Genomic DNA, 12,115 nt, shown 5'->3' with positions numbered 1-12,115 from the left:
AGTGCGTGCCATCAGACGGGGGTCGCGTACAGCGGGGAGATCGCCCGGAGGTAGCGGGCGAACAGCTCGCGGCGGCGGCGCTTCACCAGAACCGGCACCGTCCGGTAGAGCAGAGCATTCGGCGCATCGAACGCGCGCACGGTGAACCACACCTCGTCGTTGTCCTCGCGCCACTCGAGGTCGAACGACTCCTCGCCGCTGACGACCGAACCGCCGACCGTGCCGAGCACGAAGCCGACGCGGCGCGGTTCCTCGGTCACCGAGATCACGCGCAGCTCGGCATCCGCCCGCATGCCCGAGACCCGACCGTGCAGGCGAAGCGTCATGCCCGGACCGACGAACGGGGTTCCCTCGGCATCGAAGCGCTGCTCGACGTCGCGCTTGCTCGGAGCGACGGGGTTGCCCTCGGCATCGAAGCTCACGCCTGCATAGGCAGGACCCGACGCCGGGCGGACGTCTTCGATGCTCAGGCCGGCCGCGCGCTGCGCCGTCCAGGTCAGCAGGGATTCACCTGCGGACTGGAATCGCTCCGCACCACTGCCGATCCGCCAGGACTGCTCAGCGGGGATGCTGCGCTCCGGCGGGTACTGCATCAGATCGGGCGCGTGGGTCGCACCCACGGCCGCATAGTCAACCGTGTCGTCTCGGAAAGTCCCGCGCCGCATGAGTTCCAGCCTACTTCCCGTTCCCTGGGCGAACACTCCCCACGCGCCGCGGGACGTCACATCCCGCGGAGATCTACTTCTTGTCCTTGCTGTCGACGTCGCCGGAGAGAGCAGCGATGAACGCCTCCTGCGGAACCTCGACACGACCGACCATCTTCATGCGCTTCTTGCCCTCCTTCTGCTTCTCGAGCAGCTTGCGCTTGCGGCTGATGTCACCGCCGTAGCACTTGGCGAGGACATCTTTGCGGAGGGCGCGAATCGTCTCACGGGCGATGATCCGCGCGCCGATCGCCGCCTGGATCGGGACTTCGAAGTTCTGGCGTGGGATGAGTTTGCGCAGCCGCTCCGTCATCAGGGTGCCGTAGGCGTACGCCTTGTCGCGGTGCACGATCGCGCTGAACGCGTCGACCTTGTCGCCCTGCAGCAGAACATCGACCTTGACCAGGTCGCCGTCCTGCTGGCCGGCGGGCTCGTAGTCGAGGCTCGCGTACCCCTGCGTCTTCGACTTCAACTGATCGAAGAAATCGAAGACGATCTCACCGAGCGGCATCATGTATCGCAGCTCGACGCGCTCCTCGGAGAAGTACTCCATGCCCAGCAGCGCGCCGCGGCGCGTCTGGCAGAGCTCCATCACGGTACCGACATAGTCCTTCGGCAGCAGGATCGCAGCCTTGACCATCGGTTCGGCGACCGAGGCCACACGACCGTCCGGGTACTCGCTCGGGTTGGTGACGATCACCTTCTCACCGATGTCGGTGGTCACTTCGTAGATCACGCTGGGTGCTGTGGTGATGAGATCGAGGTCGAACTCACGGGCCAGTCGCTCGGTGATGATCTCCAGGTGCAGCAGCCCGAGGAACCCGCAGCGGAAACCGAAGCCGAGCGCCACGGAGGTCTCGGGCTCGTACACGAGAGAAGCGTCGGAGAGCTTGAGCTTGTCCAGCGCCTCGCGCAGCTCGCTGTAGTCGCTGCCGTCGATCGGGTACAACCCGGAGTAGACCATCGGCTTCGGGTCGGTGTAGCCGGGAAGGGCATCGGATGCCGGCTTCCTGGCCGTCGTGACGGTGTCGCCGACCTTCGACAGGCGCACGTCCTTCACGCCGGTGATGAGGTAGCCCACTTCGCCGACGCCGAGACCCTTCGAAGGCACAGGTTCCGGGCTGGACACGCCGATTTCGAGGAGGTCGTGTGTGGCCCGCGTCGACATCATCTGGATACGCTCGCGCGGCTCCAGGGAGCCGTCGATCATGCGGACATAGGTGACGACGCCGCGGTAGGCGTCGTAGACGGAGTCGAAGATCATCGCGCGGGCAGGAGCGTCCGGGTCGCCCTTCGGCGCCGGGATCTGCTCCACGAGGCGGTCGAGCAGATCCTCCACGCCGAGGCCTGTCTTGCCGGAAACTCGCAGCACGTCTTCCGGGCGACCGCCGATCAGAGACGCGAGTTCCTTCGCGTACTTCTCGGGGTCGGCCGCCGGCAGATCGATCTTGTTCAGCACCGGGATGATGTGCAGATCGTTCTCCAGCGCGAGATAGAGGTTCGCGAGGGTCTGAGCCTCGATGCCCTGCGCGGCGTCGACGAGGAGAAGCGCTCCTTCGCAGGCCGCGAGCGAGCGGGAGACCTCATAGGTGAAGTCCACGTGACCGGGGGTGTCGATCATGTTCAGCGCGAACGTCTCACCGTTCAGCATCCAGGGCATGCGCACGGCCTGGCTCTTGATGGTGATGCCGCGTTCGCGCTCGATGTCCATGCGGTCCAGATACTGCGCCCGCATGTCGCGATCCGAGACCACGCCGGTGATGCCGAGCATACGGTCGGCGAGCGTCGACTTGCCGTGATCGATGTGGGCGATGATGCAGAAGTTGCGGATCTGCGTCGCCGGAGTCGCGGCAGGCTGAAGGGAGGTGAGAGCGCGTGGTGACATGTCCACACGATTCTACGGTCAGGCGATGCTAATCCTCGATTCGCCCGAACCGGTGATAGTCTCCCGAGGTTGCCCCAGACGGTTCCGTGACACTGAATCCCGCAGGCGTCACGACTCCGTCACACGTCAGGAGCCGATCGCGCGTCGCGTGGATCGTCGGATGATGCTTGAATTGCAACCGACCCAGCGCTGCGTCGGCAGATCCCGAGCGCGTCTGTAAACGAGAAAGAATCATTACCTTGATCAAGTTTCTGTTGCGCCGCCTCGTGGGGTGGGTACTGATGATCGTCATCGCGACGAACATCACCTACTTCCTCGCCTGGAACTTCCTCGATCCCGAGAACAACTACGTCGGTCGCCGCCCTCCGAAGACAGCCGATGAGATCGCTGCCCTCCTGGAGCCACGAAACCTCAGCGAGACCGTGCCGCTGATCGAGCGGTGGTGGAACTGGATCACCGCCATCGTCCTGCGCTGGGACTGGGGCCTGGGGCCGACCGGTCAGTCGGTCAACGAGCAGGTCGCCTACCGCATGTGGGTCAGCGCTGAGCTCGTACTGGGCGCCACGATCATCACCACGATCCTCGGTATCGCGCTGGGTGTGTACACGGCCTCTCGCCAGTACAAGCTCGCCGACCGGATCGGTCAGGCGACGTCGATCGTCACGATGAACATTCCAGTCGTCGTTGCCGGTCTCGGCATCGTCCTGCTCGCCATCGGCTTCAACAACCTCGTCGGCGTGCGTGTCTTCTACGTCACCGGCTCGGCCAGTCAAGGCGTCGAAGGGTTCTTCCCCGTCCTCATCGACGTGCTCCAACACGTCACATTGCCGACATTGGGTCTCGTACTCACGGGATACGCCGGAATCCACTTCCTGCAGCGTTCCCTTCTGCTGGACAACATCAAGGCCGATTACGTCCGCACCGCGCGCGCCAAGGGCCTGACCAAGCAGCAGGCGATCCGCAAGCACGCACTGCGCACTTCGCTGATCCCTGTGACGACGCAGGTCGCGTTCACGATTCCGCTCATCTTCACCGGAGCCGTGCTGACCGAGACGATCTTCAACTGGAACGGTATGGGGAAGTACTTCCTCGAGACCTTGAACACCAACGACATCCACGGCACCGTCGCGATCGCCGCATTCGGCGCTCTGCTGACGGCCATCGGCGCCATCCTCGCCGACATCGCCGTGGTGGTCCTCGATCCGAGAGTGCGGGTGAGCTGATGTCCATCGAGACTCTGGGGATGACCCCTGAACTGAGCAAGGAGCCGGCCGCACCGACCCGGCGCAAGCGCACCTCGATGTGGACGCTGTACCGCCGCCGCTTCATGCGCAACCGCGGCGCGGTCCTCGGGCTGTTCATCCTTGCCGCGCTCGTCCTGTTCGCCATCATCGGCCCGCTCGTCGCGCAGTACAGCCACACCGACCTGGACTTCCTCGCATTGCGCAAGGGGCCGTCGGCCGAGCACTGGTTCGGCACCAACGGCTCCGGCAACGACAACTTCGCCCAGGTCGCGGTCGGCCTGCAGCGTTCCATGATGATCGCCCTGCTCGTCGCCGTCGGTACGACGGTGGTGTCCGCGATCGTCGGTGCCACCGCCGCCTACTACGGCAAGCTCTACGAGCGCGTCACCCTGATCGTCATCCACTTCATGATGGTGGTCCCGAACTTCCTGATCCTCGCAATGATCTCGAACGACGTCGGCGGCAACTGGCTCGTGATCTCGCTGGTGATGATCTTCGTGGTCGGCTGGTTCATGCCGGCGCGCATCATCTGGACCCTCTCCCTCTCTCTCCGTGAGCGCGAGTACATCCACGCCGCCCGATACGCCGGGCTCTCCGGCATCCGCATCGTCCTGCGCCATATGCTTCCGAACATCGGTTCGCTGCTCGTGATCAACTTCACCCTCGGAATCGTGTCGGCTGTGCTGACCGAGACGGCGTTGTCGTTCCTCGGGTTCGGCGTGAAGCTGCCCGATGTGTCGCTCGGCGCGCTCATCGGCTACGGCTCGAGCACGCTCGCCAGCGCTCCGTGGCTGTTCGTGTTCCCCGCCGCAGCACTGACGATGCTCACCGTGTCGATGGCACTCATCGCCGATGGTCTGCGCGATGCACTTGATCCGACCTCGGCGGCTGGAGGTCGCGCATGAGTACTGTTCTCTCCGTCAGGGACCTGCGAGTCAGCTTCCCGTCAGAAGCCGGTCGAGTCGACGCTGTCCGCGGCGTCTCCTTCGACCTCGAAGCCGGCAAGACACTGGGCATCGTCGGCGAATCCGGCTCGGGCAAGTCCGTCACCTCGCTCGCGATCATGGGGCTTCTCGACGAGAACGCCAAGGTCACCGGTTCCATCGTGTTCGACGGTCAGGAGCTCATCGGCAAGTCCGACAAGCAGCTCTCGATGATCCGCGGCAACGGCATGGCGATGGTCTTCCAGGACCCGCTCACCTCGCTGACCCCGGTGTTCACCATCGGCGACCAGCTGATCGAAGCGCTCACCGTGCACCGGCGCCTGTCGAAGCGGGAGGCGTGGGACCGCTCCGTCGAACTGCTGAAGCTCGTCGGCATCCCCGAAGCGGACCGGCGGATGAAGTCGTTCCCGCACGAGTTCTCGGGCGGCATGCGCCAGCGCGTCGTCATCGCGATCGCGATGGCGAACAACCCGAAGCTCATCATCGCCGACGAACCGACCACTGCTCTCGATGTCACCATCCAGGCGCAGATCCTCGACCTCATGGACAAGGCGCAGGAGGAGACCGGCGCCGCCATGATGATGATCACGCACGACATGGGCGTGGTCGCCAAGACCGCAGACGACGTTCTGGTGATGTACGCGGGCAAGCCCGTCGAGCATGCGGAAGTGCGCGAGCTCTTCTACCACACGCGGATGCCGTACTCGATCGGCCTCCTCGGCGCGATCCCGCGCGTGGACAAGACCGAGAAGGTTCCGCTCATCCCGATCAAGGGCAACCCGCCCTTGCTCATCAACCTTCCGGACGCCTGCCCGTTCGCCGATCGCTGCCCGATCGCCATCGACGCCTGCCGTCAGCGCGAGCCCGAGCTGCTGCCCGTGGTCACCGATGGCCACAAGGCGCACACCGCGGCATGCATCCGTGCACATGACATCGTGGACGGCGGCCTGATCGGCGGCCTGCCAGTGTTCCCCCTCCCCGAGATCCCGGAGAGCCCGCTCAGCCGACTCCCCCGCGAACAGCGCCCGATCACCCTCGAGGCGATCAACGTCACGAAGACCTTCCCGCTGACCAAGGGTGCGTTCCTCAAGCGCAAGGTCGGCGAGGTCCATGCCGTGAAGGGCATCAGCTTCGACGTCCGCGAGGGCGAGACCCTCGCCATCGTCGGCGAGTCCGGCAGCGGAAAGACCACGACGCTCCTGCAGATCATGGACCTCGTCAAGCAGGAGGACGGTGATATCCGCATCGCGGGAAAGAGCGTCGCCGACATCCGGTCGCGTTCCGAGGAGCGCGAGATGCGCCGCAACCTCCAGATCGTGTTCCAGGACCCGATGGGGGCGCTGGATCCGCGCATGACGGTGTGGGACATCATCGCCGAGCCGATGTTCGCCATCGGCATGGACAAGGACGACGTGCAGGACAGGGTCGAAGAGCTGATGGGGCTCGTCGGACTCGACCCCGCGCACAGTGACCGGTTCCCGACCGCGTTCTCCGGCGGACAGCGCCAGCGCATCGGCATCGCGCGTGCCCTCTCCACCAACCCCAAGGTCATCGTGCTCGATGAGCCGGTCTCGGCGCTCGACGTGTCGATCCAGGCCGGCGTCATCAACCTCCTCGACGAACTGAAGGCGAGGCTGGGCCTGTCGTACCTCTTCGTCGCGCACGATCTCGCCGTCGTCCGTCACATCGCCGACCGCGTCGCCGTGATGTACAAGGGAGACTTCGTCGAGTACGGAGACGTGGATCAGGTTTTCGACGATCCTCAGCACCCGTACACGAAGGCACTGCTCTCGGCGATCCCGATTCCCGATCCGGACATCGAGCGCACGCGTCAGCGCATCATCCTCCCCGTCGAAGGCTTCGACGCCGTGGCGGCGACTGCGCTCTGAGCCGTCGGCACAATGTGCACGGTCCGATAACATTCGGTGCCCATGCGCGTGAGCCGCAGTTCCACTGACTTATCCTGCCTCTATCCCAAGTAAGGCCGACAGGCACTAAGGAGTACCATGAAACGGCATCAGAAGCTGATGGGCATTGCAGCTCTCGGCGGCGCCCTTGCACTCGTCATGAGCGGATGTGCAGCAGGCAACGGCGGCGGCACCGAAGGCGAGGGCGAAGGTCCCAAGACCGTCACCGGCGCTGACTACAACCCGCAGCCCCGCGAGAACCTCAAGCAGGGTGGCGAGCTTCGCATCCCGATCTCGAACATCGCTGAGCAGCTGAACTACTTCCACAGCGACGGCGACGCCCGCGTGACGCAGGTCGGAACCTGGTTCCGCCCGCAGGTGCTGCTGATGGACCCGGACGGCACGATCAAGCCGAACCCGGCGTACCTCGACGACTACAGCTTCGGTGTCGAAGACGGCAAGACCGTCCTGCACTTCAAGGTCAACGAGAAGGCAGTCTGGAACGACGGCACGCCGATCGACGTCACCGCGTTCGAGGCGACTTGGAAGGCCAACAGCGGCGAGGACGAGGCTTACCTGCCCAACGCCACCGACGGCTGGAAGGAAATCGAGTCCGTCGAGGCCGGCGAGAACGACCGCGACGTCATCGTCACCTTCAAGGGCGAGTTCGCCTGGCCGGAGATGGTCTACTCGCAGCTGCTGCACCCCGCGGTGAACACGCCTGAGCTCTTCAACACGGCGTTCATCGGCGACTGGCACCCGGAGTGGGGCGCAGGCCCCTACACGATCGACAACTTCGACAAGAACGGCGGCGTCGTCGAGCTCGTTCCGAACGACAAGTGGTGGGGCGAGAAGCCGCTCCTCGACAAGGTCTCCTTCATCCAGATGGAGCCGACCGCTGCGGTCAACGCGCTGCTCAACGACGAGGTCGACATGGCCGAGACCGGCAGCGCCGAGCTGCTCGCTCAGGTCGCCGACCTCGAGGGCGTGACGACCTACAGTGGTCAGGCGACCGCGAACGCGCTGTTCATCCTGAACTCCGAGACTCCTGCCCTGGCAGACCTCGAGGTCCGCGAGGCGATCATGTCCGCGATCAACCTCGAGCAGGTCAAGGAGATCGTGTTCAACGGCCTCAACTACACCGAGGAGCCCGCAGGCTCGCTCACGCTGTTCTCGTTCCAGCCTGACTACGTCAACGCTCTGGAAGAGGCCGGCCGCAAGGACGGCGACACCGAGGGTGCCAACAAGATCCTCGATGACGCCGGCTGGACGCTCGGTGCAGACGGTGTCCGCGAGAAGGACGGCGTCCGCCTCGCGATCACGTTCCCGGGTCACAGCGACACCGAGACGGCACGCGCTCGTATGGTCGCAGTTCAGGCGCAGCTGAAGGAGATCGGTGTCGAGGTGACGGTGGACGTGCGTCCGTCGGCTGACTTCGCCGATGACTTCACGACGAAGAACTGGGACATGTTCTTCCTGAACTTCACCTCGTCCGACCCGTTCGGTGCTGCCTGGTACTGCCAGCTGTACTGCTCGGACAGTGGCCTGAACCTCTCGGGCACCGGCACCGAGGCGATCGACAAGAAGATCCACGAGCAGGTCGAGTCGCTTTCTGACCCGGTCGAGCAGACCAAGGCCGCGATGAAGCTCGAGTCCGAGATCTTCGCCGAGACCTGGGGTGTTCTGCCCGCGTTCAACGGACCGGAGATCTGGACCGTCAAGAACGGCCTCGCCAACCTCACGCCCGAGCCCTACGTGGGCCTCGACCTCTTCGGCATCACGCCGGTGGAGAACGTGGGATACGAGAAGTAAGCCTTCTGGCACATTCGCAGCGGGGTCGGTGGTTCATCCACCGGCCCCGCTGTTCTTTATGCTGGCTCCTGTGAGCATCCAGGTCGTCTTCGTGCATGGCATCCGCACGTCCAGAACGATGTGGCTGTCGCAACAGGCGTTCCTCACCGAGCAGGGCATCCACTCCGTCGCCCTCGATCTTCCGGGGCACGGCAGCACACTCGGTGAGACGTTCACCATCGAGGCGGCCCTGGCAACAGTGGATGCCGCGGTACGCAAGGCAGCACTCGACGGTCCAGTGCTGCTGGTGGGGCATTCGATGGGCGGGTTGCTCTGCCTGGCGACCGCCGGCTCGGCGGATCCGCCACCGATCGCTGGTGTGGTCGCTGCCTCCTGCACCGCCTTCCCGCGCGGTGCGGCGCTGCGCGCCTATCGGCTGCTCGCGAGCGCCATGAACGCGCTGCCCGGTCGGGGCTCGTGGCTCACCAGGCGGGTCCTTGCCGCAACGCTCCCCCTCGAGACGCGCGATCACTTCGGTGCCGGCGGCTACGCGTACGACGCGCAGGATGCCGCGCTGCGCAGCCTCGAGTCGCTGGATCTCGCGGACGCCGTACAGCGCATCCGCGTGCCCCTTTGGTACGTGAACGGCCAGTACGACCAGCTGCGCGTGCACGAGACGCTCTTCCAGCGGCTCGCACCGCACGCCGAACTCATCGTCGTGCCCCGATCGACGCACCTGGTCACTGCGATGCGCCCAGGGGTGTTCAACGCCGTGCTGGGGCTGGCTGTGGCGACGATCGAGCAGCGAGTCGCTGCAGCTTCATGATCGCGCGCGCGGACGCGCGAATGCGGTGAGGACGCCCCCGAGGAGAGACAGGACGGCCGCCGCCACGAACACCAGCCAGAACCCGCCGACCAGCGCCACCAGCGCGGCACCGAGCACGGGACCGATCAATTGGCCGAGAGCCGCCGTCACGTTGACGATGCCGAGGTCGCGTGCGTGATCCTGCTCATCCGGCAGCAGGTCAGCGGCGAAGGCGAGCCCGACGGTCGAGAAGGCGCCGTAGCCGAGCCCCATCAGCGCGGCGGCGATCATCGTCGCCTCGAAAGTGGGAGTGAGCGCGATGACCACACCGGATGCCGCTTGCACGACAGTGGCGGCCACGGTGAGCCCCCGCCGATTGCCCGTGCGATCCGAGACGATGCCGGTGAGCACCGAGGCGAGCACGACGAAGACGGTGTAGACGACGATCAGCAGCAGCAGGTTGTCCTGCGCCGCGGCACTCGGCTGGTTCAGACCGTGCAGCAGGAAGAACAGGAAGAGTGCGGTCCCCAGCGCATTCCCGATGTTCGTGACGAGTCGGCCGGACAGCATCCAGGCGAAATCGCGGTCGCGGAGCGACGCCAGCCGGCGTCCGGCTGCGCGCGGCGGCCGCATCTCCGCGGTCGAGGGCGGGTCCGCCAGCAGCAGCGCGGCGGCCGTCCCGATCACCGCGATGATTGCCGCAAGCAGCAGGTATCCGGCGAGCACGTCGAGCCCCAGCAGAACGACGAGAGCCACCCCGAAGACGATTCCGACCGCCTGACTGGATCCGACCGCGGCGGAGGCGGCGCCACGCTGCGTCACGGGAAGCTGATCGGCGATCAGCGCTGTGAAGGCCGCAGACGAGACGGCGACACCGACCGACACGCCGATCCACGCCGCGCCGACCGCCCAGGGCCCTTCGGTGAATCCCGTGACGACAAGGCAGACGGCGGTGAGCCAGACGCCACCCAGGGCCCAGGGACGTCGTCGATGCCGCCCGGCGCGGGCCCGATCGGAGAGAGCTCCGGCGACGGGTCCGGCGATGACTCCGGCGAGACCGCCGATCCCGAGCACGATTCCCGAAGAGACGACGCCGGTGATCCAGTCACCCTCGGTCGTGTCCAGCTGCAGCGGAAGAAGCAGCTGGACTGGCGTGAGCTGAACCGTCCAGATCGCCAGCCAGGCCAGGGAGAACAACGACATCCATCGGAAGCCGACGCGCGTCGCGGTGCTCACCGCGCTCACTGTGCGACCTCCGCATCGCGAGCCGAGGATGCTCCCGCACGGGCGTCCGCGATGAAATCGCGATACCAGTCGTATGAGGCTTTCCGGGTGCGCTCCCCCGTGGCGAAATCGACGTGCACGAGACCGAACCGCTGCGTGTAGCCGTCGGCCCACTCCCAGTTGTCCAGGAGCGACCACACCGTGTACTCGGTAACGGGAACTCCCGCCTCGATCGCCTCCGCGACCGCGGTGATGTGCCCGGTGAGGTAGCCGATCCGGTCGGCGTCCTCGACGCGCCCTGCACTCTCCGGCTCGGGGAAGGATGCACCGTTCTCCCCGATGATCACCGGCGGAAGCTGCGGATGCCGGCGGTGGAGGTCGATGAGGAGATCGCGCAGCGCCTCCGGCATGATCGGCCACTCCGGCCCGAAGCCGGTGACGGGCACCCCGGGCGTCGGCACGATGTCGAACGGGATCGGGCTCTCACCGTTCGCCGCCGTGACCGTTGTCGGGTTGTAGAAGTTCACTCCGTAGAAATCGATCGATCCGCCGATGAGTTCCAGGTCGCCGGATCGCACCGGCATGGCCGGAAGTCCCAGCGCCTCGAGATCGGGATAGGAACCGTCGAGAAGCGGCTCACTGAAGATCCGGTTGTGGATCGTGTCGTACACCGCGGCGACCGCACGATCCTGGTCGGTATCGTGCAGCGGCAGCACCCATGTGTGGTTGTTCACCAGCCCGACCCGACGGGCACCGCGACCTTGCAGCACCTCAGCTGCCCGGCCGTGCGCGAGCAGCTGGTGGTGCACGGTCGGCAGGGCGCCGAAGAGAAGCTGCTTCCCCGGAGCGAGCGCCCCGGTCGCGTAGCCCTGCAGAGTCGTCATCGCCGGTTCGTTGAGCGTGTACCACTGCGGCACCCGGTCGCCGAGGCGGTCAGCGACGAGTGCCACGTAGTCGGCGAAGCGCTCCGCCGTGTCGCGGTTGAGCCAACCGCCGTCCGCTTCCACCGCGCTCGGCATCTCCCAGTGATACAGCGTGGGAAAAGGGGCGACGCCGGCTTCGAGCAACGCGTCGACGAAGCGGGAGTAGTGATCGAGCCCCGCGGCGTTCGCGGGGCCGGCGCCGTCCGGCTGCACTCGTGCCCACTGGATCGAGAAACGGTAGTGATCCACGCCGAGGCCGGCGACGAGCGTGATGTCGGCTTCCGGGTGTCGGTAGCTGTCGCAGGAGGGCTCGGCCTTGGAGCCGTCCTTCACGGCCCCCGGCACGTCCACGAAGTCGTCCCAGATCGACCTCCCCCTCCCGTCCGCGCTGCGAGACCCTTCGATCTGGAAGGCCGAGGTCGCCGTGGACCAGCGGAAGTGGGGCGGGAAGACCAGCCGGGTGGGATCGGAAAGCATCTCGCTCCTTGACGTCGGTGTCGGGGACACTGCTGATTCTGTACCCGGTACCGCTCTCAGCGCGACTGGGTATCGTGACGAATCTCCCGTGTTTCGGCATCCTGCAGCGACCTCACGGCATCGTTTCGCGCTATCCGGTCGACTGCTGATAGACTCGACTCTTGGCTTGCGTGTGGGTTCTCTCCCTCACGACCGCTGTGCACCAGCCCTC

Annotated in this window: 9 protein-coding genes; 5 read left to right on the top strand and 4 right to left on the bottom strand. The window is 65.7% G+C overall.

Annotated features, from left to right (window positions below):
* Nucleotides 1-11: 11 nt before the first annotated feature.
* Nucleotides 12-665: a DUF1990 family protein gene (locus MRBLWO13_RS13385; protein WP_341974487.1), complete on the bottom strand. Its 654-nt coding sequence runs from the start codon at nucleotides 663-665 to the stop codon at nucleotides 12-14.
* A gap of 73 nt (nucleotides 666-738) precedes the next feature.
* On the bottom strand, nucleotides 739-2,589 hold the full coding sequence (gene lepA / locus MRBLWO13_RS13380; RefSeq protein WP_341974486.1) for a translation elongation factor 4: 1,851 nt from the start codon (nucleotides 2,587-2,589) through the stop codon (nucleotides 739-741).
* A gap of 239 nt (nucleotides 2,590-2,828) precedes the next feature.
* On the opposite strand from lepA, the gene MRBLWO13_RS13375 reads away from it, so the two are divergent.
* The 5 genes from MRBLWO13_RS13375 (at nucleotide 2,829) to MRBLWO13_RS13355 (ending at nucleotide 9,301) form a co-directional block, all read left to right on the top strand.
* Nucleotides 2,829-3,812, top strand: coding sequence for an ABC transporter permease (locus MRBLWO13_RS13375; protein WP_341974485.1), 984 nt, complete (start codon nucleotides 2,829-2,831; stop codon nucleotides 3,810-3,812).
* A gap of 20 nt (nucleotides 3,813-3,832) precedes the next feature.
* Entirely contained in the window at nucleotides 3,833-4,738 is a 906-nt protein-coding gene (locus MRBLWO13_RS13370) for an ABC transporter permease (RefSeq protein ID WP_341974484.1), read from the top strand.
* Nucleotides 4,735-6,666, top strand: a complete 1,932-nt coding sequence (locus MRBLWO13_RS13365; protein WP_341974483.1) for an ABC transporter ATP-binding protein — start codon at nucleotides 4,735-4,737, stop codon at nucleotides 6,664-6,666. The genes MRBLWO13_RS13370 and MRBLWO13_RS13365 overlap by 4 nt, the downstream gene beginning before the upstream one ends.
* 117 nt (nucleotides 6,667-6,783) lie before the next feature.
* On the top strand, nucleotides 6,784-8,496 hold the full coding sequence (locus MRBLWO13_RS13360) for an ABC transporter family substrate-binding protein (RefSeq protein ID WP_341974482.1): 1,713 nt from the start codon (nucleotides 6,784-6,786) through the stop codon (nucleotides 8,494-8,496).
* A 70-nt stretch (nucleotides 8,497-8,566) separates the two neighbouring features.
* Nucleotides 8,567-9,301 carry an alpha/beta hydrolase gene (locus MRBLWO13_RS13355; protein WP_341974481.1) on the top strand — a complete coding sequence of 245 codons (735 nt, stop codon included), beginning with the start codon at nucleotides 8,567-8,569 and terminating at the stop codon, nucleotides 9,299-9,301.
* Here MRBLWO13_RS13355 and MRBLWO13_RS13350 read toward each other — a convergent pair.
* Nucleotides 9,296-10,516 (bottom strand): MFS transporter, encoded by a 1,221-nt coding sequence (locus MRBLWO13_RS13350; protein WP_341974480.1) that lies wholly within the window; start codon nucleotides 10,514-10,516, stop codon nucleotides 9,296-9,298. The genes MRBLWO13_RS13355 and MRBLWO13_RS13350 overlap by 6 nt on opposite strands.
* A gap of 5 nt (nucleotides 10,517-10,521) precedes the next feature.
* Nucleotides 10,522-11,904: a GH1 family beta-glucosidase gene (locus MRBLWO13_RS13345; protein WP_341974479.1), complete on the bottom strand. Its 1,383-nt coding sequence runs from the start codon at nucleotides 11,902-11,904 to the stop codon at nucleotides 10,522-10,524.
* Nucleotides 11,905-12,115: the final 211 nt, after the last annotated feature.

This window comes from Microbacterium sp. LWO13-1.2 (genome assembly GCF_038397725.1).
In the GTDB taxonomy this organism is placed as follows: domain Bacteria; phylum Actinomycetota; class Actinomycetes; order Actinomycetales; family Microbacteriaceae; genus Microbacterium.
Note: the sequence above shows the minus strand (reverse complement) of the source record. Positions and strands in the feature narration are given on the sequence as shown.

Excerpts from the sequence above, each read along its gene's own strand:
- MRBLWO13_RS13385 (WP_341974487.1), bottom strand. The coding sequence starts at position 665 with ATGCGGCGCGGGACTTTCCGAGACGACACGGTTGACTATGCGGCCGTG.
- lepA (WP_341974486.1), bottom strand. The coding sequence starts at position 2,589 with ATGTCACCACGCGCTCTCACCTCCCTTCAGCCTGCCGCGACTCCGGCG.
- MRBLWO13_RS13370 (WP_341974484.1), top strand. The coding sequence starts at position 3,833 with ATGACCCCTGAACTGAGCAAGGAGCCGGCCGCACCGACCCGGCGCAAG.
- MRBLWO13_RS13365 (WP_341974483.1), top strand. The coding sequence starts at position 4,735 with ATGAGTACTGTTCTCTCCGTCAGGGACCTGCGAGTCAGCTTCCCGTCA.
- MRBLWO13_RS13360 (WP_341974482.1), top strand. The coding sequence starts at position 6,784 with ATGAAACGGCATCAGAAGCTGATGGGCATTGCAGCTCTCGGCGGCGCC.
- MRBLWO13_RS13345 (WP_341974479.1), bottom strand. The coding sequence starts at position 11,904 with ATGCTTTCCGATCCCACCCGGCTGGTCTTCCCGCCCCACTTCCGCTGG.